Source organism: Pseudomonas sp. 8Z (assembly GCF_902506535.1).
In the GTDB taxonomy this organism is placed as follows: domain Bacteria; phylum Pseudomonadota; class Gammaproteobacteria; order Pseudomonadales; family Pseudomonadaceae; genus Aquipseudomonas.
This window is the reverse complement of sequence record NZ_LR733824.1, coordinates 521588-545129: the sequence shown is the minus strand read 5'-3', so window position 1 is coordinate 545129 and position 23542 is coordinate 521588. Positions and strand designations below refer to the sequence as shown.

Genomic DNA, 23542 nt, shown 5'->3' with positions numbered 1-23542 from the left:
ATACCTTCGCGGGGAATACTTTTCCCTGGGGGGCAAAGTGTTTCTCCGCTTTCAACTACTGAAACTGGAGAATCACCATGAGCAACGCACAATCCAACGAAGCCAAATACTTCGACCTGCATACCACCGGTATCGGTTACCTCAACCGTATCCGCGAAGTGAAGCCACGTAAGGGCTCCCCTTTCATGGCGACCACCATCGCAGCCCTCCGTGGCTCGTCTGATGATGTGGAGTACACCTACATCGACTGCAACGTTGTCGGCGCCGAAGCTGAAAAGCTCGTCCGTCGCTGCATTGAAGCCGTTGATGCCGACAAGAAGGTCCTTGTGTCCTTCCGCATCGGCGACATCTGGGCAGATGCCTTCACCTACGAGAAAGGCGAGAAGCAAGGTCAACCCGGCGCAAGCCTCAAGGGTCGACTGCTCTTCATCGGCTGGATCAAGGTGGATGGTGAAACTGTCTACGAAGCCAAACCGAAAGATAACGCTTCTGACTCGGATCAGTCCGGCGAAAAGCGCAAAGCGAGCTAACGCAACATAGGCCCTCGGAAGGGGGCCCCAATTTTCTAAGCTAACCCATCCGGGGGGCCACCAATGCCCCTGGCGTGGTGCTCTCCAATATCAAATTTGGAGAGTCATCATGAGCACTAACGATCAAGCATTTGTAGTAGCCCCCCTGCCGGAAGTTGAGGAAATCACTGCCGGCGACGCCCTCGAAGAACTGCTCGAATCTGAGCGTTTTGTAGAGTATGCCTGGGCTGTTCTCGCAGCCTGATTCACCCTCAAGGCACCTTCGGGTGCCTTTTACTTTTCCCGACGGGGCTTGCCCCTAGGGCTGCTCCTCGATCACCAGGAGCACACCATGCCCCCCCCGAATCCTTTCGCCAACAACCCACTGAGCCTCACAATTACCAGGTTGCTGCAAATCACCTACGCCAACGACTGCCCGCCCTGCCATCGACTGCTGCACCCCACCCAGGAGATGCTCAGCGATGATCAACTGCAATGCTTCCCCTGCGCCTTCACTGATGAAACTGCTCTGATCACCGAAGGGCAGGACGTCGATGACGAGCTACTGGACACGCATATCTCTAGCGGGATCGTTCGTCAGGTTATCTATGCCATCAACGGCGACATCAAGGGTGTTCAGAGCCATGTCGCCGACACCTATAGCGCCGAGCAAGCACAGCAGTTGGTGGATCTACTGAACTCAACTGACATCCGTGCCTGCTCGGCCTGGGAGATCAGTGACCAGCACCTGGATCACGATGCTCACCAGTACCTAGTGCGAGTGACAGACGAGACTTGGTACACCGGCCTGGCCTTCGAGGCCTTCAAACTTTGGAAGCCTGGAGCACTCGGCATCCAACTGGTGACGGACTACTGGAGCTCGCTACTGGATGACTTAACCTTGCAGGCCTTTTACCAGGAGCAGCTACGCAACGGCGTGCCGACGTGCTTGGTCAATCTGCTGCATCTGGCAGCAGCGGCATCTGTCCGGTACGTGATGTTCGATCCAGACGCAAGCCAACTCGATGGCCTGCCGGTTTTCGAACGAGTTGAGTTGAACGAAAGCCATCGTTGATGGCACCCGTCCCAGCCGCGTGAATCTGTGAAGCGGCGCCGCAACTGCAGACTTCTCGACGGCGCGCGTTTTCGCCCTGGGAATGCACGAAGCAGTTTCACAAATAGCCTGACGGCTAACACCACCTCACCCTGACGGGGCTCTCGCCCTTCAGGGCGCAGTGCCTGCGTCACCTTGAAAAGTAAACGCTATGGCTACTGCAACCAACAAAATCACCGTCCGCATCATTGCAGATCACACCCCGGAAAACCCGCGCACATCGGACGTTCTGGGGATGATGGTATGCGCGCCAGGTCGCCACAATCTCGGTGATGACAATGCCAAACAATACGCGTTGGAAATCATCTACAAGCACCTGTCTGAAAAGACTCTGGAGATGATGCATTTTGACCCGGACTACCTGCCCGACGTCGAGCGAGCGCTGCAAAAAACCGAACAGGTGATCCTATTGCCGCTATACCTTTACGACCACGGAGGCATAACGATGAGAACGACCCCGTTTCGCTGCCCCTGGGACAGTGGAAAAGTCGGCTTCATCTTCATTTCCAAGGCCGCTGCACGCACAGAGTTTGGTTGGAAACGACTGACCGCCGGGCGTATAACCACACTCCAGACATACCTGGAAGGCGAGGTTGAAACTTACGACCAATACCTAACAGGCGATGTATGGGGTTATGAGGTAGTACACGATGGCGAAGTTGTGGAATCGTGTTGGGGCTTTTTCGGGCACGACCCAATCCAGAACGGGATCGTAGATCACCTGTCTGATGGTGCCGCCGAAGTTATTCGGCTCGGAAAATTCGAGCACACCTATCAGTAAACATCACACCCCAAAGATCTCTTTCTGCCTCAAGGGCCGGGTCTTTGGGCATTGTTTTCTCTACTCCGGATTAACCTGCTTCCTGTTGACAACTCATCCGTTACTCACAGTAAGCTAATCCAGTGGCTCGCTATCGTTGATAGCACCCGCCCAAGCCGTGTGAACCTGTAATACGGCGCCGCTCCTGCGGTGGTTCATCTCCCAAGTCTGTCTCGCATCCGGTAGCACAGACGGTCGCCTAAACAGCGATGGATGCTTCCTAAACCTCGTTGTTCCAACCCTGTGGGGATTCACTCCCCGCCAGGGCGCAGTGTTTCTCCACGTTTCCTATTGGAGAAACACCATGACCCAACAGCATGGCGCTATCGCGCTGTCTCACGAAACCTCGCGGATTCTGTCGCTGCCCGTGGTTTTTACCGCGGAAGCGTGGCAGCAAGCAGTGCACCTAGATGGAGCTGAGCCGGATGACATTACTGATCGGCTCAGCAATGCCCTCAAGGCGGCCTACCAGGCAGCACTGTCCGCCCCCGCCACCAACCTAGTCACGTTCGGCCTGCACCGCCTTCCTCCGGATGGCGACCCAAACAGTCCGCTCTGGCTGGATCTGCAGGTCAGTCACGATGATGCCCCGCAACTTACGCAATTGCTGATTGCCCTGAAGAAGCCGTCTCAACCACTTGCAGCCTAGATAGCAGCCGGAGGAAGCACCTTGGAAAGACTCAAGGCTTTCACCGTACCTCTGCTGCAGAACATAGGTGTGGGGATAATGCTCAGCGGCTTGTTCTACCTGCTCTTGAGCAGGCATGACGATCCTGACGCGCTCTACTATGCCGTAGTATGCTTACCGGCATCGGGGCTAATTCTCGCCTTAGCAGCGTGGCTTCACTGGAGGTAGTCGATGGACATTCTTATCTACTGCGGACTGGCTGCTCTAATGCTCGCTGGTGTGTTTGGCTGGGCCATGTGGCTCGATAAACACAGCAAACCGCACTCATAACACAGGGCTCTGCCCATCCTGAACTGAAAGCCCTGGCCGCAAGCTGGGGCTTTCTTCTTTCTCAACCCGCGGGGTGCCACCCTTCGGGGACGGCCTCCGCCTCTGGAGGACCTCATGATCAGCATCGATGGCGAACTTGCCATCCGCACCATCACTGGTCGCAATGGCAATTTCAACGTAGGCCGACTCATCACCCGGATCGGCGAGTTCGCTGTGAAGGATGCGTTGCTGGAGCAATATGGCGAGGGTAAGTACCAAGGCACCTTCGTCATCACGCAGATCAGCCCGTCCAGCTGGACCGCCAGTGGCCGAACCGTGATAGAGGTGCGAGCACGACTCGATAGCATGACGCTCGATGGTATGGACAACCTGTCGCCGGCCGAGGCCGAAAACCTGGTTCAACAGGTTATCGACCCGCTCGACGAAGAGCAGCCCACGCCGGCCACGCTGAAACCACACACACCAATTGCTGACGATGCCCCTTTCGGGATGTCGCCGGCGGAACTCAAATCCACCAAGCCTCGCTCCAAGCCAACAACGGCTGAGTCAGCTGCGGCTGACGAGGAACTGTTCGGCTCCATCTGGCCTCTCGGGGCCGAGGTGAAGCTTGATCCAACCGTAGACCGCCAGCGCATGCGCAATCAGATCGAACGCTTGAGGTGTCTCGGTTACGAGCTCGACTTCAAGAACCAGGCCTGGGCCAGCAAGCAGGCCTAACACCATCTAACACTTGCCTGAGGGGCTCCCTCGGGGGCTCCTCTTTCCACCAGGAGCTCACCATGAACCCACTATTCACCAATCTGACGCCGCTAACCCTGGAGAACATCGAGGACCAGTTGGCCAACAACGACGCGTCCTCCGACGAGGAGATGTTCGACTTCCTCCTCGAGGAGCTCGACCTGACGGCCGAGCAAGCGGAAGCAGTGATCGCGCTGCGCCCCCAGTACATAGGGCGGGTATTCCTCTCTGGCAACAGCCCGTTGTATCAGGATTCAACTGTGTACTTCGATCCGGCCGTTGGTATTTCACTCTCAGGTCGCCTGACCGAATACCAGTTGTTGGAGGTTTACCGCCTACTGCTGAAGAGCCGCCCCGGTAAACGTTTGCAACTGGCAAACAGCCTATGCGCGGGCCTGAACAGCAAGGGCCAGCTCTACTGGACCACCTACGACCCTGCGCACCCCAAGGCTGTGTACGAGGTTTACAGCTTCGACAAACTCCAGTTCGACGACGGCCACTGGCAAGGCGAAACCCTTGAGCAGACCACGGCCGCCATACAGCGACCTGTCTTCATCGACTAACACACACCCAGAGGGGCACTGCCCCTCCCGGGCAGTCGCTCCACATCCAGGAGAGACCCATGCCCAACTCTACCCAGCTCTACCAGATTGAGGAGTGCCCGGATCTGTACGTCGACGCCTGTGCGTGCGACGACCAGCGCAACCTGGTCTTCATCTCGATCTGGGGGCGCGACACCGCCGTCCAGGAACTACTGGCCAGGCTGACTCTCGGCGCCGCCGAGGGCGGCCTTGACCAGTTCCACGTCCTGCAGGACGGCCATACGCGACCTGTCTTCGTGAACGACGAGCTCCTGCAGAAACGGACGACCAGGGAATACCGGGCCACCCTATTCGGCAGCATGCTCCACGTCTGGCTGTTCGATTACCGCTGCACGCAGCCGGACCAAGCCAACCACTTCGCATACGCGCTGAAGCAGCGTTCCTCTCCCCGGGAAAGCCTCTGGCCCCTGGTGAAGGAAACCTGCCCCCTGCCGCTGCTAGATCACTGGCAGCAGCCGGTCATGCAGTTGCTCGACCAGCACGAAATGCTGACTCAACTCCCTGGCTCCCTAGGCCCCATTGCAGCCTGGCGCCTGGCCTTAAGGCTCGACGTCCTGGAGCCGGCGATAGGCGATCTGATCCGCCAACACCAACTCACCGCACAGGCCAGCGCCTGATGACCATACTCTGGAGACCCTATGGCTCTGATGTTTCCGCGCCTGGCGCACAACTTTGCCAAGAACGGCTATTACCCAACCGATGAGACAACCCTGGAGCGATCACTGCAGGCGCTGAGCCCCTCCAACTCTGGCATGCGGATCATTGATCCGGCTGCCGGCGAGGGCGTGGCTATCGCCGAAGCCGCCCACCACCTGGGTAAGGACCTGGTTCAATCGTTCGCCGTCGAGTACGACAAGGAGCGAGCCGACCACTCCCGCCAGTTGGTGGACCGGGCGCTGCACAGCGACCTCATGGACACCATGATCTCGCGCCAGGCCTTCGGCCTGCTCTGGCTCAACCCACCCTACGGCGACCTAGTCGCCGATCACTCCGGTGCATCGCAGTACCAAGGCAAAGGCCGGCGGAGGCTGGAGAAACTGTTCTACCAGCGCAGCCTGCCGCTTCTGCAGTACGGCGGCGTGATGGTCTTCATCGTCCCAGGCTATGTCCTGGACGACGAACTGTCTGGCTGGATCAGCAACCACTTCACCAACGTCCGCTGCTACAGCGCGGCTGATCGAACCTTCAAGCAGGTCGTGATCTTTGGTCTGCGCTCGCGCCGACAGGATCTCGGCCGCAGTCGCGTCACCGACGTGCGTGATCGCCTGCAGGCGATCGGGCGCGGCGAGCTGGAGCCAGAAGAACTGCCAGAGGCATGGCCATGGGAAACCTATACCGTGCCGTCGGCGGCGACGGAACTGCAGCACTTCTACAGACTGAGCCTGGAGCCTGAGCAGTTCGCTCAGGAGATAGACCGCATCAGGGGCCTTTGGCCAGACTTCACCCTCAACTTCAGCCAGACCGGGGCTCAATCCCGACCACCAGTACGAGAGCTTTCACGTTGGCATCTAGCGCTTGCGCTGGCTGCCGGCGCGATCTCCGGTGTGGTTCGCTCGAAGAGTGGCCGGGTACTGGTCGTGAAGGGTGACACCTACAAGGAGAAAGTCCGCAAAACCGAGTTCACCGAGGACGACGATGGCAACGTCACCGAAGTCCGCATCCTGACCGACCGCTTCGTGCCCGTGATCCGGGCATGGGAACTCACCCCGGGGTCACTGAACCTGGGGCGAGTATTGACCATCAGCTCTGCGCCGGCGACGAACGACGCGCCCCCATCGGAGCACGAGCCTCAACCAACCGCTGTCCGCTTCCCTCTCGGGGAGCAGGCGATGACGCAAGCCGTTCACCACCTAGTGGAAACCGGCCAGCTGAACCCCTACCCCTACCTGCTGCGTCATGCAACTGGGGACTGGGGCGAGCTGTGCGATGACGATCGGCGGCAGAACGAGCTGGCCCTCAAGCATGGGGATCGACTGTTCTCCTCCTACGACATCGATGCCGGCGAAGAGACCAGGCTCTGGATCATCACCGAAGCCGATCGCAGCTCCACCACCATCCTACTACCCAGCGACTACTGACCTCAGCGTCGCTTCATTCACCAACCCCACCGGGTATGCACATACCCTTGGGGGCGTGCATGCCCGGCATCAGGAGATCCGCATGCACACTTCCGCGACCAGCCTGCCTGCAGGCGCCGCTTCCTTGAACATCAACCTCACAGACTTCGTCGACGAGTTCGGCGAGGAGCTGCTGGACTCGCTCAACCGCTCCAACCCACCGGTCTACACCGGCCAGATCGACCCATTACGCCATGCCGTCATGGCCAACCTCAAACGCACGCCGTTCCCAGCTCAGGAGGAAGTGGTACAGGCGATCACAGCACTGTTGCTCGATCGAAATGAGCCGGCTGGCATCATCAATGCCGAGATGGGTACCGGCAAAACGATGATGGCCATCTGTATTGCCGCGGTCATGCACACTGCCGGCTACCGCCGAACCATGGTCATCTCCCCGCCCCACCTGGTCTACAAGTGGCGCAGAGAGATCCTGGAGACGGTACCGAATGCCCGGGTATGGGTGCTCAACGGACCAGACACCCTGGTCAAGCTGCTGAAGCTGCGCGACCAGTTGAACGAGCCCTACGACGGCCGCCAAGAGTTCTTCATCCTCGGTCGCGTGCGGATGCGGATGGGCTTTCACTGGCGCCTGGCCTGCTGGCCACGTCGAGCGGCTGGGGGTGTAACCCTGGCGGCCTGTCCGAGCTGCGGCGAGATCCTCACCGACGACGAAGGCAACCTGGTCAACCTGGAGCAGTTCCAGCGCGAGGAGCGCCGTAGGCGATGCCCCCACTGTGAAAGCACTCTCTGGACGCTGATGCGCCCGGGCAAGGGAGCTCCCATGGACCGGCGCGCAACGATCCTGAAGTCGATGTGCCGCATACCAACGATCGGGCCGGTAAAGGCCGAGAAGCTGCTGGGTGACTTCGGCGAGGAGTTCCTAGCCTCGATGCTGGCTGACAACGTCCATGAGTTCATCAACCTGATGGACGGCAAGGGCAATTTCGTCTTCACCGATCGGCAGGCCAAGCGCATGGAGCGTGCGATGGCCACCATCGAGTTCGGCCTCGGCGAAGGTGGGTACCAGCCGACGGAGTTCATCAAGCGCTACCTGCCTGATGGCTTCATCGACCTGCTCATCGTCGACGAGGGACACGAGTACAAGAACGCAGGCTCTGCCCAGGGGCAGGCCATGGGAGTTCTGGCAGCGAAGTGCCGCAAGGCACTGCTGCTGACCGGCACCTTGATGGGCGGCTATGCCGACGACCTGTTCTACCTGCTGTTCCGGATACTGACGCAGCGCATGATCGAGGACGGGTACCGTCCGAACGCTCGAGGCAGCATGGCTCCTGCAGCTATGTCCTTCATGCGGGATCACGGGGTGCTGAAGGACATATACACCGAGCGCGATGGCGATTCGCACAAGACGGCCCGCGGTAAGAAGCTGTCGGTACGAACGGTGAAGGCTCCGGGCTTCGGCCCAAAGGGTATCCACCGCTTCGTACTGCCGTTTACTGTGTTCCTGAAGCTAAAGGACATCGGCGGCAAGGTGCTGCCGCCCTATGAGGAAGAGTTCTTCGACATCCCCATGGACACCGAGCAAGCTGCTCAGTACCAGCAGTTGTCGTTGAACCTGACGCAGCAGCTCCGCCAAGCACTGGCACGCCGCGACACCACACTCCTCGGCGTTGTGCTCAACGTGCTCCTGGCCTGGCCCGACTGCTGCTTCCGTTCGGAGGTGGTGAAGCATCCGCGGTCGCGGGAAACGTTAGCGTTCATGCCGGCGATGTTCGGCGACCAGGAGCTGATGCCGAAAGAACAGGCGCTGGTCGACCTTTGCCTGCAGGAGAAAGCCAAGGGCCGCAAGGTCCTGGTCTACTCGGTATACAGCGGCACCCGGGACACCACGTCCAGGCTGAAGCAGATCCTCGAGCAGGCTGGCTTGAAAGCGGCGGTCCTTAGGGCCTCTGTGGACACCGCCAGACGAGAGGACTGGATTCTGGACCAGGTCGATCGCGGGATCGACGTGCTGATCACCAACCCCGAGCTGGTGAAGACGGGGCTGGATCTGCTCGACTTCCCGACCATCGTGTTCCTGCAGACGGGCTACAACGTGTACACCCTGCAGCAGGCCGCACGGCGGTCGTGGCGGATCGGACAGAAGCACCCAGTACGGGTAGTCTTCTTCGGTTATGCCGGCACCTCGCAGATCACCTGCTTGGCGCTCATGGCCAAGAAGATCGCGGTAGCCCAGAGCACCTCCGGTGATGTGCCTGAATCAGGCCTGGACGCGCTGAATCAGGATGGAGACTCTGTGGAGATGGCCCTGGCCAGGCAACTGCTAGCTGGATAACCTCAGGCCGCCTTCGGGCGGCCTTTTCTTTACCCGGAAAAGATGACCCCATTTTGGCTTGCAGCCTCCTGCAAACTCATTAGTCTCGTAACTCCCGTTCTCCTCAACGAGCAATCTCATGCTGCCAAGCCGTCTTGCCGCTCTCCCTTTGCTGCTGCTGTTCCTTATCGCGACCACATTCCTGATAGTCCAGACCCATGTGATGGACATCGTCAGGCTGAACTACAACCTCTGCCACTTTCTGTTCGGATTCGCTGCACCGCTCGCATTTGGCTACCTTGCGCTGTCACCGAAACGGCTAGACATCATCCCTTTTCCGGTATTCGTGAGGCAGATAGCCGCGACTCCCATCACTCAATGGCCGGCGGCCATGCTCCGCTCGATCAAACGAGATATCAGCAGCGATCGCCCCTGGAACCCTGTGATGGGTGCCATATGGACCCTGGTGATGTCGATGCTCAACGAGATGGTGGTTGATCCGCTACAAAACGGGATTCCGTTTATCTGGGCCTACCAGCATTTCTTGGCTGACCTCGCCGGCATCGCCCTGTTCCTGGCCGTTTCCCATGTGCTCCTCGGGCTTTACAAGAGACGCTATGCGTCCGCATAGGAAGGGGCGTCTGGCCCCCTAAAAAAATCCAGCCCTGTCGGGAAATGCATTTTCTACTGCGCCAGGTAGAGGTGGTTTGAGAGGGTGTCCCCAGCTTCGCGCGAGGACACCATGGACTTACCACACCCCACTCGATCAACCGTAATTCTCAGTTGCTGCTTGCTCGTGATGGCCTGCGGGATGGCCTATCAGGCCATTCAGCTGGCTGCTCTGCGCAGCTCGCTTGCCGAAGCAGCGGAGAAAACCTCTGTCAATGCGATGCTGTCCAGGTTGGACAAGATCGACGACCAATTGGAGTCCGCAAGCGGAAAGAACTTCGTCAGCCAAGACGACTTCAGGTCTGCTCAGCAGGCCCTGTCGAATCGCGTCGATGCCACGCAGGCACTAGCCAAGCAGGCGTTGGAGCTGGGTCAGCGGGCGTCTACCACGGGTGAGTTCCTCGTATTGAAGGCCACCGTTGAAGGTTGGGACGAGAGCATCCAGGCACTCCGTAAGTCCCAGTCCAAAGCGACACCACAGGCCTCCGGTAAGCAGTCCGTAGCCAAACGCAGCCAGGTGCAACGCCCCAAGCCAAAGCCAGCAGCACCGGAGCCACCGCCTTTCAGCATCGTCGGCGTGGAGTACCGCGGCGGTGAGCGTTTCCTCTCAGTTGCCCCGACCGGCAGCACTCAACTGAGCCAGATCTACCTGGTGCGGCCTGGTGATGCCGTGGCCGGGACGACCTGGCGTCTGAGCAACCTAGATGATGATGATCGTGCGGCCCGCTTTGATGTGGCCGGTAACAGCCGAACCATCAATATCCAGCCGTAGGAGCATTCATGACCCATCCTAAATTCTGGGGCCAGAGCCTCAACGCAATCAGAAAGACGGTTCTACTCACACTCTGCCTACTGCCTATCACCATCAGCGCAGCACCGTCCGTAACCAGTATCCAAGCCTCCACAGCTAGCAATTCTCGACAAAGCGACTCGCAAACCCAGGATATGCAGCGCGACCGACTCGCCGAGGCGCTTGCCAATGAATGGGGGATAACTCCACAAGAGTTCACCCGCTACCAGACCCTGATGCAGGGACCACGTGGAATCTACTCCCCTGGCCTGGATCCATTAACGGCACTGGGCATCGAAGCACGTACTGACGAAGAGCGCCGCCGCTATGCCGAGTTGCAGGTTCAGGCAGAACGGCAACGCATCGACAAGGAGCTGGCCTACCAGCGCGCCTACGATGCAGCAACCGCTCGGATGTACCCAGGCGAGAAGGTGATCCAGCTCAACGCCAGTCCAGCCTCGATCCCCAGCTCGCGGAATTCGGTAATGCTTGGGAATGGCCGGCTTGCGGTCTTTGTGAAAGACGACTGCGCGCCCTGCATTACTCAGGTACAGGGGCTCCAGGCCAAGAAAACCACGTTCGATCTGTACTTTGTTGGCAGCCAGGGTAATGACGAGCGCATCCGGCGCTGGGCAATCCTTGCCGGCATCGAGCCGGACAACGTGCGTAGCCGGCAAATCACCTTGAACCATGACCAGGGCCGGTGGTTGCGCCTGGGGCTCGGCGGTGACTTGCCCGCTGCCGTCCAGGAGGTGAACGGTCAATGGCTGCGGCAATGACGCGAGGCTTAGCAACTGTTGGGCTGATGCTGGTAGCAACAGTGGCCCAAGCAGTAGAAATTCCTCCACCCGCCTACCAGTTGATCGCACGCTCCAATGGCGTGCCGTCGGAAGTCCTGTACTCCGTTGCGCTGCAGGAAAGCGGCACACGTATCAGAGGGCAGATCGTCCCATGGCCGTGGACGCTGAACGTCGCCGGCACAGGCTACCGATTCGCAACCCGGGATGAAGCCTGCGTGGCGCTCATGACGGCATTGGTAACCGCCGGTGCCAACCGCGTCGACGTTGGGCTGGGGCAAACGAACATAGGTGCGAATGGACACCGCTACGCCTACCCATGCGAGGGCCTCGACCCTTACAAGAATCTCACGGTAACCGCTCAGATACTTGCAGAGCAGAAAGCCCGGGGGGGCGACTGGGTTATCGCAGCAGGCCACTACCACCGTCCTGCCGGTGGCGAACCCGCAGCCAAGTACCGCGCTGCTTTCGTGAAGCACTTCAACCGTGTCACTGGCACCACTCTACTGGCGACCACACCATGAAACCCTCAGCCCAAATGATGCTGGCCACGCTCTGCTGCTGGTTCACCGCCGCCAATGCAGGAACCCTGATCGTCGTCGAAGACCGTGGCGGAACCTCGGCACTCCCTTACTACCAGGGTCTGGCACCGGCTCCACAACCCAATCAGCCCACACCAGCAGCCGGGGTCCTGAACACAGGGGCCTATCCGGTACGCACTCCCCAGTTGTCCCCTGGACAGCTCCAAGGCCGAGTTATCAACGCACCAGGTCTGCAACCGGTGTTCCTGGTTGGCGATGATCCAATGTCACGGGCGTGGTTGCTCCAACGACGCGTGGATCTGCAGCGACTTCAAGCCGTCGGCCTGGCCGTCAACGTAGATAGCGAAGCGCGACTGATGGAGATCAGGCGCTGGGCTGGTGGCCTCCCGGTCAATCCTACTCCTGCCGGAGACCTGGCTGGCCGCCTCGGACTGAGACACTACCCCGCCCTGCTCACCCCAACTGCAATACAGCAATAGGAGTTCGCTGTGACACCGCCGACCTACATAACCCTGCTGATCAAACAGCCCGAGGATCCACGGGCACGACAGCTCATGCATGACCAGATTACGCATGTAATCGGCTTATATGGCGGCAATGTCGCAGGCATGTCCCCTGAGGATGAAATGACACTGTGCGAGCTCCTGCAGGAGCGGCTGCCCGACCATGAGATCAATGACGTCCGGCAGCAGGTATCAGCCATTCATACAGGGCAACGACGCCATGGGCGCCGTCGTCCAGCATCCTTAGAGGCGTAACCCATGGCCAACAGTTTTGCCATCGAGACGCTGCTACGGCCTGCCGTAGAGCTCTACTCCGTAGCCGTCAGCTATGCCGCTGCCATCCTGTGCGTGCTCTCACCCTCGTCCCTGGCCCTCACGCCGCTGTTCGGGCTGGTCGCCTCTGTCGGCTTCCTGGCACTGGGCAGCATCCGGCTGAAGCAGGCCCTGGTGGTGCTACGGTACAGGCGCAACATTCGCCGGCTACCGCTCTACACCATGACCAGCAAAGACATGCCGGTCAGCAATGAGCGGCTGTTCATTGGTAAGGGCTTTCGCTGGACGCAGAAACACACTCAGCGGCTGATGGACACCTACCTACCGAAGTTCGCCCCGTATGTTGAACCGACACCGCTCTATCAACGAGCTCGTCGCCTCGAGGAGCGACTCGAATTCGCCCCATTTCCGCTGAAGCTGCTGGCCAAGGCCACCTCCTGGAACATCAGCATCAACCCCATGCGGCCACTACCACCCGTTGGCGGCCTGCCGAGGATCCACGGCATTGAGCCAGATGAGCATGACGTCAGCCTGCCCCTGGGCGAGCGGGTTGGCCATTCGCTCGTGCTGGGTACCACACGGGTCGGCAAGACCCGGCTGGCTGAGCTGTTCATCACCCAAGACATCCGCCGCAAGCGCGGCGGACAGCATGAAGTTGTTATCGTCTTCGACCCGAAGGGTGACGCCGATCTGCTCAAACGTATGTACATCGAGTGCAAGCGCGCCGACCGGCTCGACGAGTTCTATGTGTTTCACCTGGGCTGGCCGGATCACTCAGCACGCTATAACGCTGTTGGCCGCTTCGGCCGCATTTCCGAAGTCGCCACACGTATCGCTGGTCAGCTCTCCGGTGAAGGCAACTCGGCTGCCTTCCGGGAGTTCGCCTGGCGATTCGTCAACATCATTGCCCGCGCCCTGGTAGCGCTGGGCCGGCGCCCGGACTACGAGCAGATCCTCCAGCACGTCATCAACATCGATGCCCTATTCGTCGAGTACGCTCAGAAATACTTCGACGAACACGACCCAAAGGCCTGGGAAGCCATCGTGATGATTGAGGGCAAGATTGATCGCAAGAATCTCAGCTTTGCGATGAAAGACCGTCCTCTACGGGTGGTGGCCATCGATATGTACGTCACCCAGCAACGAATCTCCGACCCAGTGATGGACGGCCTTCGCTCGGCTGTTCGCTACGACAAGACCTACTTCGACAAGATCGTAGCGTCCTTGCTGCCGTTGCTGGAGAAGCTCACCACCGGACGGATCGCCGAGCTTCTGTCCCCCGACTACCAGGATCTGAATGACCCACGGCCGATCTTCGACTGGATGCAGGTGATCCGCAAACGTGCCGTCGTCTACATCGGCCTGGACGCCCTATCTGACACTGAGGTGGCAGCTGCCGTAGGAAACTCCATGTTCAGCGATCTGGTCTCGGTCGCCGGTCATATCTACAAGTTCGGCATCGATGACGGGCTACCAGGTGCGGGCAGCGGCAAAGTGGCCATCAACCTGCATGCCGACGAGTTCAACGAGCTGATCGGCGATGAGTTCATCCCTATGGTGAACAAGTCAGGCGGCGCCGGCATGCAGGTCACCGCCTACACCCAGACTATGAGCGACATCGAGGCCAAGCTCGGCTCCCGCGCCAAGGCTGGGCAGGTCATCGGTAACTTCAACAACCTGTTCATGCTGCGCGTGCGGGAGACTGCCACAGCCGAGCTGCTCACCAACCAACTGCCGAAGGTCCAGGTTTTCAACAGCGTACCGGCAAGTAGCGCGAACGACACAGTGAATGGCAATACCGCGTTCACATCGAACACCAATGACCAGATTCAGTCGACCAGCGTTCCGATGATTGAGCCTGGCCATGTCGTTGGACTGCCGAAGGGTCAGTGCTTTGCCCTGATCGAGGGCGGAAACCTCTGGAAGATCCGCATGCCGCTGCCGGCAAGCGACCCTGACGAGGTGATGCCGAAAGACCTGCAGGAGCTTGCGGACAGCATGCGCAAGGGACAAGCCACCAAGAACGACTGGTGGGAGGCACCAGGTTATCAGTCGCTCAACGATTCGCTTCCGGCCGATCTGGTCGATAACTTCCGAGGCCTCGCCAATGGCGAAGCAGTCTCGTGAGGGCATGAACCATGGCTGACATTGCAGAGAAGGCCCAGCAGCAACAAGAGGGTCAGAAGACCTTCTTCGGCATGTTATTCAGCATGCCCTTCCATTTCATTGGGGTCATGTTCGGCTCCCTGCTCGGCGCCATCGTGATTGAGTGGCTGTGCCTCTACGTCTTCTGGCCAGAAGCCGGCTGGCGGCATGCCCAGACCATGTTCGAGTATGAGCTTCGTTGGCTGTCTCAGGATCTGCTACACAGCGTGATCATCCAAGAGCCGGGGAAAACAGCGACCTGGCTAGCTCATCTGGTGTACGACTGGTTGATGGTGCAGTCCGGACTCCAGGACGGCATCAACTCATTGACTCACTACGCGCGCTCGGCCCGTCATGTCGAAGGCTACGACCTGAGGTACCAGATCGGCTGGGTACTGATCCAGATGGAGGACTATGGCTTGGCAGCGCTCTATACGGTGCTGACCTTCTGCGTACGGATCGTAATCCTGACGCTCACAATACCGCTCTTCGTGCTAGCCGCGTTCACCGGTTTGGTCGACGGTCTTGTACGCCGCGACCTGAGAAAGTTCGGTTCTGGCCGGGAGTCCAGTTACCTCTATCACAAGGCCAGGGCCACCATCGTACCGCTGACCATCATTCCCTGGACGGTGTATCTGGCGATCCCCATCAGCATCAGCCCATTGCTGATTCTGCTGCCATGCGCGGCTTTGCTCGGACTTTCCGTCTGCATCACCGCATCCAGTTTCAAGAAATACCTGTAGGAGCCAACCAGTGCAGTGGACCCATGAACAGCAGCCCATCATCAACTCAGAAGCCAGTAAGCTGCTGATTCAAGCCTTCGCCGGCACTGGCAAGACCACAACGCTGGTGGGCTATGCCAAACACCACTCATCGGTGAAGCTGCTGTACCTCTGCTACAACAAATCCGTCGAGCAGGCAGCCAAGGGACGCTTCCCCAGGAACGTGGTCTGCAAAACTGCCCACGGACTGGCCTATGCGGTCTATGGCTCCCAGTACGCCCACAAGCAGACCAACAATCTGCGCCTCACCGATATCGCTCGGGCAATGAACACTCAGGACTGGGAGCTGGTCCGGGATGTGCTGACCACGCTGAACAATTTCATGGCCAGCGCCGACATGGCCATCGGGCAACAACACTTCCCCCGTTTCAGGGAACAGCGGATGCTAACCAGCGCCCAGGAGCGCTTCCTGAGTAAGGCTCTGCACCTTGCCAATACAATCTGGAACAGAATGATTGACCTGCAGGACACTGGGCTGCAGATCACACACGATGGATACCTCAAGCTCTACCAACTGAGCCAGCCTGACCTGAGCCAGCGTTTCGGCGGCATCCTGATGGACGAAGGCCAGGATGTGAACCCGGTAATCGCCAACATTGTGCGGATCCAACGCATCCGGAAGATCACAGTTGGTGACCCTCACCAGCAGATCTACCGCTTCAGGGGCGCAGAAGATGCCCTCAGCAGCAGTTGGATGGCTGACGCCGAGCGCCACTACCTGACCCAGAGTTTCCGCTTCGGCCCAGCGATTGCCCACGTGGCCAACATCATCCTCTCCTACAAAGGCGAGACCAGGAAGCTGCAAGGATTGGGGCCCAATACGCAGGTCAAACGATCATTGCCGGTAGATATTCCCCATCGGACGTTTATCCACCGGACGGTTGTCGGTGTCATAGAGAACGCGCTGAGCCTGGTACCAAGACAGCCCAGGATCTTCTGGGTTGGCGGTATCGACAGCTATTCATTGCGCGACCTTGAGGACCTGTTCCTATTCAGTCGCGGCCGCAATCAGGAAGTGCAGAACCGCAAGCTGCTGCGCGACTATCGGGACTACGCCCAGTACGTTGAAATAGCCGAGGTGAGCCAAGACTCGGAGATGCTCCGATCCATCAAGATCATTTCAGCTTACCCAGACCTACCCCAGCGGATTCTCGCGCTGCGCGCCTGCACGTTGACCGACGAGCTGGACGCAACTGTCACGCTCACCACCGGGCACAAGGCAAAGGGGCTAGAATGGGACTTCGTCGCCCTCTACGACGACTTCACCGCTGACCCGCTGGCACCAGACCTTGACAGTGGAAAACGGGACGATGAGCTGAATCTGCTGTACGTCGCGGCCACCCGAGCAATGAAGATACTTGCACTCAACAGCATGGTTCTGTCGATCATGCAGCGGTATGTCGACGCCCGGGAACCTGGGCCATTGGCAGCGCAGCGTCAGTAACAGCCAACAGGCTCCGCCAACGAAGCTGATCGACCTGGTTCGCTCATCAATACCTCGAGCTGTTAAGCTGAGCTATCAACGTTTCAGCCGTAGACAGCTGTGGGCTTTTGCCGCCCGTCAGAGGAACTGACTTATGCGTAAACGCACAACCGTCTGCTCCCATAGCGACTGCGAGGAGCCGCTGCAGTTTGCCGGCCTCTGTAGCGAGCATTATGAGGAGCACCAGGAGAAAAGACGCCGACGCGACGCTGCCCTGCAGGCGCTCCACCAAGGACAGATAGATGGACGTCTTCCGGATGACCAGGAACTTCGAGAGGAGCTTCAGAAACTCCGTTGCTGGTGGGATAGAGCCTGTTTATCGGTGAACCACCACGTCCAGGACAATATTCTCCAGGATGAAGCACCGTACGCACTTGAGTGGTGTATCAGTCTGGCTCAAGAGATTGTGGTTTCGGAGCGGGCCTCACGTGCCGGGCAGCCCGACTCTGGGGCCTTCACAAGTACCAGGGAGTGGGTTTGGAAGCGGTTTTCGAATCTACAGGCCGGCTATATGAGCAATGGCGTAAAAAGGCCGGCAAAGTAGCCCTCCGCCCCCGAGAAACACTGGCGGGCGTTACTCAAATTTGATTGACGGAAGCGCCTTATTTGCCTAGGATTTGGGTGTCTGGATATATACGGAGCTTTCGCGTAGTTCTACTACCGAGAGTGTTCAGATGCCGCCACAGGTTCCAGGCCTTGCCGGTTGATGGGAGAAATTCCTAAGGGCATCCGCGAAACCCCCTTCACAGGGGGTTTGCTTTTTCTGGGGTAACAGTTTATCGCCGACCTCTGTTTGGCGGACGGCGTACCCCCTCCCCTCGCGCTTTCTTCAGCAGCAATCGCCAGCCCTTGATGCGATCATCCTTCTTGAACTTGTAGGGATCGTTATCTGCATCGCCGTCGCGCACGTATGCGCTTTCCACAATCACCCTCACCGAGTTCTGATCGCTGCCCTGCCTTGCGCTGAAATAAACCTCGTACTGAGATCCAGGCGGATAGCCTGGCAGCAGTTGGTGGAGCTCGACTGTCAGGAAGTTCTCGTGCCCGGTGAACAGACACGGTCGTTCGTGCAGTGTCCCCATGATACCGGGCAGCAGATAGGACAACCCATGGCGCCCGGCGTGGAACGCCCGCCAGTTGTTCCGATGGTCAATCAGCAACTGGTCATAGCCCATCACCGAAAAGTCGAAAGCGGTGCCATTCCTCGGCCCCTTGCTGACACAGTGAGAACTGAACTCGACATCAAGGGCAAGCTGGATGGTTTTTCCATCTGCCTCAGCAATGTTGGCAATGAACCGCTGCTGGCGTAGGTGAGCAAGCGAAAAGCTGCTACCGCCTACATCGATAGAACCTGCAGCCAAGTGATCCGGCCAATATTTTCCCTTCATCAGTGTCCCTGCAATTTAGGAAAGCGACGAAGCCTATGGCACTGATCCAGGAAGCTCAAGCGCACCATGACACCTCACAGGGCCCGAGAATCCTGCGTGCATCGACTGGCGGTCAATCACCAGGAAGAAATCCATGGTGGTTGGGAAATGGATTTCTTGCAGCGAGCAACAAGGGCAGACGGCAAGCTGACATCACCCAGATCTGCTAGAGCCAAGCCGTGAAACCGCATCCGCCCCTCTCCGCAAATCAGCGCCGCCTCCTCCCGTTTGCCATGGCCACCCTGGTCGGCTTTAGCCTGGCCTCAACCGAGGCTAAAGCCTCAAGCGCCTCCGAGCAGGCAAATCTAGAGGTGATGATCCGCCAGCTTAATGCCCTTGAGGACACTGCACGCCGCAGCGCCCAAGTAGCTGATGAGCCAGGTCAACGCTACTTCTTCGACTACGAGCGGCTTGCTACGGATATCCAGCGCATTCGCCAAGGACTCCAAGGCTACCTCACCCCCAGCCGCGCCCAACCACGCGACCCGGTGGAGCTGACCGGCGACTACACGCTCACTGGAGGCCGGATGCCATGAGCATGACTGCCGCACAGACTTCTGCATTCCAGGCAGCTGGAGGATTTCCCCCCAGCGCGAGCTTCACCCTATTCGTCGGTTTCTGTGTCGCGCTCCTCTACCTGTGGGCGGCCTGGGCTATGTACAGCACCTACAGGGGCTGGGCGACCAACAACCTTGAGCGCTCAATCGCAGCAGGCTCGGCAGTCCGCATCATCATCCTTTGCATGATCCTCACCTTCTTTGTCCTCAGCTAACACTCGGAGTCTCCATGCCTAATCTCACGCCCAAAAAGCTCATCGGTACTACTCTCGTAGCCGGTTCTTTCGCCCTCTCTGAACAGAGTCTGGCCGCCCTGCCTCAATCCCAAGCCCCTACCCGCGGCGAAGGCACCAACCTGATGCAGACCATGCAGAACTACGGTTTCGACGGGCTGATGCTACTGGGCCTGATCGTACTGGGCGTGATGTTCTTGGGCGTGGCTTGGCACGCCTTCGGCGTTTACCACGAGATCCACGACGGCAAGAAGAAGTGGCGCGATCTTGGCTCTACCGCAGCCGTCGGCGTCGGCATCCTGGGCATCGGCATCTTCCTCGTGACCAAAGCCACCAGCATTCTCTGACGGGGGCTAGGTATGTCCGAAGATCGCCAAGACGACGGCACCCTCAGTTTTCTGCCAGTGCGCTTGAACAACCAACCTGTAGTGATGGGGGGGCTCACCGCTGACGAGATGTGGACCACCGTGCTGCTTAGCGGTGGAGCAGGCTTCGTGATTGGCACCCCTGTCGCGATCGCTACCCAGATCTGGGCATTGATTATCGGCGGGGCCCTTCTCGGCGGGGTATTCGGACTCCTTGTCGCAAGCCGCATCCTGCGCCGTATGAAACGTGGTCGCCCAGACACTTGGTTCTATCGCCAGGTTCAACTCTCCATCGCCCAATACATGCCGTCTTGGAGCAGCGCCGGTCTGATAACACGCTCCGGTGCGTGGACCTGTCATCGCACGGAGTGAGCATGACCTATCGCAAGAAAGTAGATGCCCAACAAGCCCACATCGTTAGCCTGCGGATAGCCCTGGGGCTTGTGTTCGCTCTTTGCCTGGCATTCGCCTACGGCTGGTGGACAGCGCCCAAGGATCTGACCATCCATGTACCACCAGACCTCCGTTCAGGCAGCACCCGCAAGTGGTGGGATATACCCCCTGAGAGCGTGTACGCCTTCGGTTTGTACATCTTCCAGCAGATGAACCGCTGGCCGACAGATGGTGAGACCGACTACCAGGACAATATCTACCGCCTTGATGCCTACCTGACCTCGAACTGCAAAGCCTACCTGCAAAAGGACTATGAACTGCGCCGCAACGCAGGCGAGCTCCGCAAGCGTGAACGAGGCGTGTTCGAGATCCCCGGTCGCGGAGTCGATGACCAACAGGAACAGCACACCATCCAGAATTCCATCAACGAATGGACGATAAACCTCGACGTCACCGCCGACGAGCATTACGGCGGCGAGCGGGTTAAGCGTGCGCTCGCCCGCTACCCACTGAGGATCATCCGTTCCGATATGGATCCCGAGAGAAATCCGTTCGGGCTGCAGTGGGACTGCTACGACGGTAATCCCCAGCGCATCGAGGTTGCCGAAGAAGTCGAAGTGTCTGGAGGCCAGCAATGAATTGCCTTGCTCGCTGTGCCGGCATAGCCCTCGCCCTGTTCACTCTCTCTGCAGGCGCTGTCGAGATCCAGCGCTGGGATCGCCTACCGCTGGCAATCCCACTGATTGTGGGCCAGGAACGCATTGTTTTCGTCGACCAGAACGTGCGGGTAGGGGTGCCACGAAACCTGGAAGGCAAGCTGCGCGTGCAAAGCACAGGCGGCGCGCTGTACCTACTGGCAAGCGCGCCAATCGAGCCGACTCGCCTGCAACTGCAGAACCTCACCAGTGGGGAAATCATGCTGGTTGATATCGCTGCCACCCCCGGGCAGGACAATCTACCGGCCCTGGAGCCAGTCAAGATCGTCGCTGGCGACAACCCTTCCGCTCGTTACGGCCAAGTGACCAGCACCACCACCCAGAACGCAAAGCCCTCCACCCAGCAAGAGAGTGATACCGCCGAGCAACCCGTAGTGCGCCGTGAAACACCGATCCCAGTAGTCCTGACGCGCTACGCCGCGCAAATGCTGTACGCCCCATTGCGAACGGTAGAGCCAGTTGAGGGTATCGCCCAGGTCAACACCAATAGGCGACTGGACGTCAGCACGCTGCTGCCATCCTTACCTATCGAAGCCTCCATCTTGGGGGCCTGGCGTCTGGATGGTTTTTCCGTAACGGCAGTGAAACTGCGTAACACCAGCACGCAACAGCTGGTCTTGGATCCTCGCGACCTGATGGGAAGCTTTGTCGCGGCCACCTTTCAGCACCCCTACCTCGGAGCTAAAGGTGATGCCAGCGATACCACCACGGTGTACCTGGTGACGCAAGGACGCAGTATTGCCGACGCCCTGCTGCCATCCGGTGTTGGCCAGATCGATCCGAAGGGAGGTAACCGTGCTCAAAGATAACGCTCTACTGAAGTGGCTCGCGATCCCCTTCGCGATCCTCGTTCTGGTTGTCGCAACCAGGAGCTGCTCGAATACCGGCGGCTCCCAAACCGGAGGTGAGTCCAAGCCACGGCTAGCCGCTGACCAAGCCAAAGCGCTCGGTGTCGATGGGGACACTCCCAGCGACACCCTGCGCACCATTGTGGCTGAAAGCAAACAGCTCAAAGACCAGGTCAGCCAGGCGCTCAACAACAACGAGGAGCTGAAACGCCAAAACCAGGAGTTGCAAACACGCCTGGGCAACATCGACCAGACGGTCGCTCAGCGCTTGGACAGTGCTCAACAGAAGCTTGAGCAGAAGTCGCAAGAGCAGAGTCAGAACATGCTCGGAATGCTGCAAAAGCAGCTAGATACCCTGGGCAAGCAAAGTGCCGGTAGTGCCGGTAGTGATCTGCCGATCGGCTTTGGTGTTCAACCTGGCGATGGTCAAGGCTTCCAGGGTGCCCCAGGACTGGACATCGTCTGGATTGAGCCCCAGGACGCCACACCCGTCGATGCCAACGGCAAACCAATTGCACCTGGATCGAGCCTGACGCCGAGCGGATTCAACTTCCCGTCCTCTTTCGGCCAAGCACTTGATCGTGGCCAGAACACGCTGAACACCAGCGCCCAGAGCATTGGTGGGGAGATGCCCGACCAAGACGTCCGTAAGCAAGTCCGCAAGACCTATACCCTGCCCCAGAACTCGACCCTGATGGGCTCGGTGGCCATGTCAGCCTTGATAGGCCGGGTGCCAGTCGACGGAACCGTCAACGACCCATACCCATTCAAGGTTTTGATTGGGCCGGACAACCTGACTGCCAACGGCATTGATATCCCCGACGTCGAAGGTGCGGTGGCCACCGGCACGGCCTCTGGCGACTGGACGCTATCGTGCGTTCGCGGGCAGATCCGCAGCCTCACGTTCGTGTTCAGCGACGGTACCATCCGAACCTTCCCGGCCCCGGCCGAGGAGTCGAACGGCAACCAGAACAACAATCAGACCAGCAGCGGGCAGCAGACGATCCAGGGCGGCCTGGGATGGATCAGCGACCCCTATGGGATTCCGTGCATTGCCGGCGATCGACGCTCAAACGCGAAGGAGTACCTGGGTAACCAAAGCCTGATAACAGCTGCCGGCGCCGGCGTTGCGAAGCTGCTCGATGCCGATGAAAGCAACACCTCGACAGTCTACAGCAGCGGTAGTGGCACATCCTTTGGCACCACCGGTACCACTCAGAACTCCGCTATCAACTCCATCCTGACAGGGGGCGTCAACGACATCCGCCAGTGGATGAACAAGCTCTACGGGGAGGCTTTCGCTGCGGTTTACGTCCAGCCCGGGGCGAAGGTCGCAATCCACCTCGATCAGCAACTAGCAATCGACTATGAACTGAAGGGCCGCAAGGTCGACTACAGCTCTGGAGCTACTCATGTTTCTGCAAATCTCGACTAAATCCAAGCCAGCGGCTTGGACCTGTCTGGCTTTCACCGTCCTGATCAGCGGCTGCTCCACAAGCTCTGAAGAAATGCTGCCCCGCGGGGAAACCAACATGATGGATGTCTGGGAGAACGGCACTACTGGGTCGGCAGGCAGCGCTAACAGCAGAGGCCTAATGGACGCCCGTCAGGCCCTACGTCGTCCGCTGGAAGCGCAACAGGCTGCAGCGATCAACGACCACGCTGCCTTCACCCGCACAGCTCAGAACGAGATCTACAGCCAATTCAAGCGGCTGCCTAACCCCGACTTGGTCATGTACGTGTTCCCCCACCTCGCGGGATCCGACCCTGCCCCTGTCCCGGGCTACACGACCGTTTTCCCCCTGTACCAGCGGGTGCAGTACGCAATGCCCGGTGAACGGACGGAGGATTACTAATGGGAATCGTAGAGCGCCTATTTGGTCGTCAAG

At 59.1% G+C, this 23542-nt stretch carries 28 protein-coding genes; 27 read left to right on the top strand and 1 reads right to left on the bottom strand.

Going from position 1 to position 23542, the window contains the following annotated elements; genetic code table 11:
- Positions 1-77 precede the first annotated feature (77 nt).
- From AERO9A_RS02405 to AERO9A_RS02320, 19 genes are all read left to right on the top strand, one after another.
- A complete protein-coding gene (locus AERO9A_RS02405) occupies positions 78-530 on the top strand; it encodes an STY4534 family ICE replication protein (protein ID WP_159970318.1) in 453 nt (150 codons plus the stop codon).
- A 109-nt stretch (positions 531-639) separates the two neighbouring features.
- The gene (locus tag AERO9A_RS22380; protein WP_256665831.1) at positions 640-774 is read left to right on the top strand and encodes a hypothetical protein; all 135 of its coding nucleotides are present in this window, start codon (positions 640-642) and stop codon (positions 772-774) included.
- An 87-nt stretch (positions 775-861) separates the two neighbouring features.
- The gene (locus tag AERO9A_RS02400) at positions 862-1584 is read left to right on the top strand and encodes an ABC transporter substrate-binding protein (protein WP_159970317.1); all 723 of its coding nucleotides are present in this window, start codon (positions 862-864) and stop codon (positions 1582-1584) included.
- A 190-nt stretch (positions 1585-1774) separates the two neighbouring features.
- Positions 1775-2404, top strand: a complete 630-nt coding sequence (locus AERO9A_RS02395; RefSeq protein ID WP_159970316.1) for a hypothetical protein — start codon at positions 1775-1777, stop codon at positions 2402-2404.
- Positions 2405-2747: 343 nt separating this feature from the next.
- Positions 2748-3092 carry a hypothetical protein gene (locus tag AERO9A_RS02390; protein ID WP_159970315.1) on the top strand — a complete coding sequence of 115 codons (345 nt, stop codon included), beginning with the start codon at positions 2748-2750 and terminating at the stop codon, positions 3090-3092.
- A gap of 423 nt (positions 3093-3515) precedes the next feature.
- Positions 3516-4118 carry a DUF3275 family protein gene (locus AERO9A_RS02385; RefSeq protein ID WP_159970314.1) on the top strand — a complete coding sequence of 201 codons (603 nt, stop codon included), beginning with the start codon at positions 3516-3518 and terminating at the stop codon, positions 4116-4118.
- Between the two features lie 62 nt (positions 4119-4180).
- Complete coding sequence (locus AERO9A_RS02380) at positions 4181-4702, top strand: hypothetical protein (RefSeq protein ID WP_159970313.1); 522 nt, start codon at positions 4181-4183, stop codon at positions 4700-4702.
- A 59-nt stretch (positions 4703-4761) separates the two neighbouring features.
- Positions 4762-5358, top strand: coding sequence for a hypothetical protein (locus AERO9A_RS02375; RefSeq protein ID WP_159970312.1), 597 nt, complete (start codon positions 4762-4764; stop codon positions 5356-5358).
- A gap of 21 nt (positions 5359-5379) precedes the next feature.
- A complete protein-coding gene (locus AERO9A_RS02370; protein ID WP_159970311.1) occupies positions 5380-6819 on the top strand; it encodes a DUF6094 domain-containing protein in 1440 nt (479 codons plus the stop codon).
- A gap of 82 nt (positions 6820-6901) precedes the next feature.
- A complete protein-coding gene (locus tag AERO9A_RS02365) occupies positions 6902-9151 on the top strand; it encodes a DEAD/DEAH box helicase (protein ID WP_159970310.1) in 2250 nt (749 codons plus the stop codon).
- Between the two features lie 118 nt (positions 9152-9269).
- Positions 9270-9761: a hypothetical protein gene (locus AERO9A_RS02360; protein ID WP_159970309.1), complete on the top strand. Its 492-nt coding sequence runs from the start codon at positions 9270-9272 to the stop codon at positions 9759-9761.
- A gap of 111 nt (positions 9762-9872) precedes the next feature.
- Positions 9873-10571, top strand: a complete 699-nt coding sequence (locus AERO9A_RS02355; protein WP_159970308.1) for a methyl-accepting chemotaxis protein — start codon at positions 9873-9875, stop codon at positions 10569-10571.
- An 8-nt stretch (positions 10572-10579) separates the two neighbouring features.
- Positions 10580-11368 (top strand): TIGR03759 family integrating conjugative element protein, encoded by a 789-nt coding sequence (locus tag AERO9A_RS02350; RefSeq protein ID WP_159970307.1) that lies wholly within the window; start codon positions 10580-10582, stop codon positions 11366-11368.
- Positions 11353-11910: a lytic transglycosylase domain-containing protein gene (locus AERO9A_RS02345; protein WP_159970306.1), complete on the top strand. Its 558-nt coding sequence runs from the start codon at positions 11353-11355 to the stop codon at positions 11908-11910. The genes AERO9A_RS02350 and AERO9A_RS02345 overlap by 16 nt, the downstream gene beginning before the upstream one ends.
- A gap of 14 nt (positions 11911-11924) precedes the next feature.
- Entirely contained in the window at positions 11925-12407 is a 483-nt protein-coding gene (locus AERO9A_RS02340; RefSeq protein WP_256665850.1) for an integrating conjugative element protein, read from the top strand.
- A 9-nt stretch (positions 12408-12416) separates the two neighbouring features.
- Entirely contained in the window at positions 12417-12686 is a 270-nt protein-coding gene (locus AERO9A_RS02335; protein ID WP_159970304.1) for a hypothetical protein, read from the top strand.
- Between the two features lie 3 nt (positions 12687-12689).
- Positions 12690-14831 (top strand): type IV conjugative transfer system coupling protein TraD, encoded by a 2142-nt coding sequence (gene traD / locus AERO9A_RS02330; RefSeq protein WP_159970303.1) that lies wholly within the window; start codon positions 12690-12692, stop codon positions 14829-14831.
- Positions 14832-14842: 11 nt separating this feature from the next.
- Complete coding sequence (locus AERO9A_RS02325) at positions 14843-15592, top strand: TIGR03747 family integrating conjugative element membrane protein (protein WP_159970302.1); 750 nt, start codon at positions 14843-14845, stop codon at positions 15590-15592.
- A gap of 10 nt (positions 15593-15602) precedes the next feature.
- Positions 15603-17075: a UvrD-helicase domain-containing protein gene (locus AERO9A_RS02320; RefSeq protein ID WP_159970301.1), complete on the top strand. Its 1473-nt coding sequence runs from the start codon at positions 15603-15605 to the stop codon at positions 17073-17075.
- An 815-nt stretch (positions 17076-17890) separates the two neighbouring features.
- Here AERO9A_RS02320 and AERO9A_RS02315 read toward each other — a convergent pair.
- Positions 17891-18502 carry a hypothetical protein gene (locus AERO9A_RS02315; protein ID WP_159970300.1) on the bottom strand — a complete coding sequence of 204 codons (612 nt, stop codon included), beginning with the start codon at positions 18500-18502 and terminating at the stop codon, positions 17891-17893.
- A 272-nt stretch (positions 18503-18774) separates the two neighbouring features.
- Here AERO9A_RS02315 and AERO9A_RS02310 point away from each other — a divergent pair, with 272 nt between their 5' ends.
- From AERO9A_RS02310 to AERO9A_RS02275, 8 genes are read left to right on the top strand one after another with little or no spacing between them, the layout of a single operon-like run.
- Positions 18775-19077: an RAQPRD family integrative conjugative element protein gene (locus AERO9A_RS02310; protein ID WP_159970299.1), complete on the top strand. Its 303-nt coding sequence runs from the start codon at positions 18775-18777 to the stop codon at positions 19075-19077.
- Positions 19074-19313: a TIGR03758 family integrating conjugative element protein gene (locus AERO9A_RS02305; protein WP_159970298.1), complete on the top strand. Its 240-nt coding sequence runs from the start codon at positions 19074-19076 to the stop codon at positions 19311-19313. The genes AERO9A_RS02310 and AERO9A_RS02305 overlap by 4 nt, the downstream gene beginning before the upstream one ends.
- 14 nt (positions 19314-19327) lie before the next feature.
- Positions 19328-19678 carry a TIGR03745 family integrating conjugative element membrane protein gene (locus AERO9A_RS02300; RefSeq protein WP_159970297.1) on the top strand — a complete coding sequence of 117 codons (351 nt, stop codon included), beginning with the start codon at positions 19328-19330 and terminating at the stop codon, positions 19676-19678.
- 12 nt (positions 19679-19690) lie between these two features.
- Entirely contained in the window at positions 19691-20068 is a 378-nt protein-coding gene (locus tag AERO9A_RS02295) for a TIGR03750 family conjugal transfer protein (RefSeq protein WP_159970296.1), read from the top strand.
- Positions 20069-20070: 2 nt separating this feature from the next.
- Positions 20071-20727: a PFL_4703 family integrating conjugative element protein gene (locus AERO9A_RS02290; RefSeq protein WP_159970295.1), complete on the top strand. Its 657-nt coding sequence runs from the start codon at positions 20071-20073 to the stop codon at positions 20725-20727.
- Positions 20724-21614, top strand: coding sequence for a TIGR03749 family integrating conjugative element protein (locus AERO9A_RS02285; protein WP_159970294.1), 891 nt, complete (start codon positions 20724-20726; stop codon positions 21612-21614). The genes AERO9A_RS02290 and AERO9A_RS02285 overlap by 4 nt, the downstream gene beginning before the upstream one ends.
- Entirely contained in the window at positions 21601-23088 is a 1488-nt protein-coding gene (locus tag AERO9A_RS02280; protein ID WP_159970293.1) for a TIGR03752 family integrating conjugative element protein, read from the top strand. Before AERO9A_RS02285 ends, AERO9A_RS02280 begins: the two co-directional genes overlap by 14 nt.
- Positions 23066-23509: a TIGR03751 family conjugal transfer lipoprotein gene (locus AERO9A_RS02275; RefSeq protein WP_159970292.1), complete on the top strand. Its 444-nt coding sequence runs from the start codon at positions 23066-23068 to the stop codon at positions 23507-23509. Before AERO9A_RS02280 ends, AERO9A_RS02275 begins: the two co-directional genes overlap by 23 nt.
- Positions 23510-23542 lie beyond the last annotated feature (33 nt).

What these genes read in the sequence shown, in the direction of transcription:
- AERO9A_RS02405 (WP_159970318.1), top strand. Translation starts at nt 78, where the DNA reads ATGAGCAACGCACAATCCAACGAAGCCAAATACTTCGACCTGCATACC.
- AERO9A_RS22380 (WP_256665831.1), top strand. Translation starts at nt 640, where the DNA reads ATGAGCACTAACGATCAAGCATTTGTAGTAGCCCCCCTGCCGGAAGTT.
- AERO9A_RS02400 (WP_159970317.1), top strand. Translation starts at nt 862, where the DNA reads ATGCCCCCCCCGAATCCTTTCGCCAACAACCCACTGAGCCTCACAATT.
- AERO9A_RS02395 (WP_159970316.1), top strand. Translation starts at nt 1,775, where the DNA reads ATGGCTACTGCAACCAACAAAATCACCGTCCGCATCATTGCAGATCAC.
- AERO9A_RS02390 (WP_159970315.1), top strand. Translation starts at nt 2,748, where the DNA reads ATGACCCAACAGCATGGCGCTATCGCGCTGTCTCACGAAACCTCGCGG.
- AERO9A_RS02385 (WP_159970314.1), top strand. Translation starts at nt 3,516, where the DNA reads ATGATCAGCATCGATGGCGAACTTGCCATCCGCACCATCACTGGTCGC.
- AERO9A_RS02380 (WP_159970313.1), top strand. Translation starts at nt 4,181, where the DNA reads ATGAACCCACTATTCACCAATCTGACGCCGCTAACCCTGGAGAACATC.
- AERO9A_RS02375 (WP_159970312.1), top strand. Translation starts at nt 4,762, where the DNA reads ATGCCCAACTCTACCCAGCTCTACCAGATTGAGGAGTGCCCGGATCTG.
- AERO9A_RS02370 (WP_159970311.1), top strand. Translation starts at nt 5,380, where the DNA reads ATGGCTCTGATGTTTCCGCGCCTGGCGCACAACTTTGCCAAGAACGGC.
- AERO9A_RS02365 (WP_159970310.1), top strand. Translation starts at nt 6,902, where the DNA reads ATGCACACTTCCGCGACCAGCCTGCCTGCAGGCGCCGCTTCCTTGAAC.
- AERO9A_RS02360 (WP_159970309.1), top strand. Translation starts at nt 9,270, where the DNA reads ATGCTGCCAAGCCGTCTTGCCGCTCTCCCTTTGCTGCTGCTGTTCCTT.
- AERO9A_RS02355 (WP_159970308.1), top strand. Translation starts at nt 9,873, where the DNA reads ATGGACTTACCACACCCCACTCGATCAACCGTAATTCTCAGTTGCTGC.
- AERO9A_RS02350 (WP_159970307.1), top strand. Translation starts at nt 10,580, where the DNA reads ATGACCCATCCTAAATTCTGGGGCCAGAGCCTCAACGCAATCAGAAAG.
- AERO9A_RS02345 (WP_159970306.1), top strand. Translation starts at nt 11,353, where the DNA reads ATGGCTGCGGCAATGACGCGAGGCTTAGCAACTGTTGGGCTGATGCTG.
- AERO9A_RS02340 (WP_256665850.1), top strand. Translation starts at nt 11,925, where the DNA reads ATGATGCTGGCCACGCTCTGCTGCTGGTTCACCGCCGCCAATGCAGGA.
- traD (WP_159970303.1), top strand. Translation starts at nt 12,690, where the DNA reads ATGGCCAACAGTTTTGCCATCGAGACGCTGCTACGGCCTGCCGTAGAG.
- AERO9A_RS02325 (WP_159970302.1), top strand. Translation starts at nt 14,843, where the DNA reads ATGGCTGACATTGCAGAGAAGGCCCAGCAGCAACAAGAGGGTCAGAAG.
- AERO9A_RS02315 (WP_159970300.1), bottom strand. Translation starts at nt 18,502, where the DNA reads ATGAAGGGAAAATATTGGCCGGATCACTTGGCTGCAGGTTCTATCGAT.
- AERO9A_RS02310 (WP_159970299.1), top strand. Translation starts at nt 18,775, where the DNA reads ATGGCCACCCTGGTCGGCTTTAGCCTGGCCTCAACCGAGGCTAAAGCC.
- AERO9A_RS02305 (WP_159970298.1), top strand. Translation starts at nt 19,074, where the DNA reads ATGAGCATGACTGCCGCACAGACTTCTGCATTCCAGGCAGCTGGAGGA.
- AERO9A_RS02300 (WP_159970297.1), top strand. Translation starts at nt 19,328, where the DNA reads ATGCCTAATCTCACGCCCAAAAAGCTCATCGGTACTACTCTCGTAGCC.
- AERO9A_RS02295 (WP_159970296.1), top strand. Translation starts at nt 19,691, where the DNA reads ATGTCCGAAGATCGCCAAGACGACGGCACCCTCAGTTTTCTGCCAGTG.
- AERO9A_RS02290 (WP_159970295.1), top strand. Translation starts at nt 20,071, where the DNA reads ATGACCTATCGCAAGAAAGTAGATGCCCAACAAGCCCACATCGTTAGC.
- AERO9A_RS02285 (WP_159970294.1), top strand. Translation starts at nt 20,724, where the DNA reads ATGAATTGCCTTGCTCGCTGTGCCGGCATAGCCCTCGCCCTGTTCACT.
- AERO9A_RS02275 (WP_159970292.1), top strand. Translation starts at nt 23,066, where the DNA reads ATGTTTCTGCAAATCTCGACTAAATCCAAGCCAGCGGCTTGGACCTGT.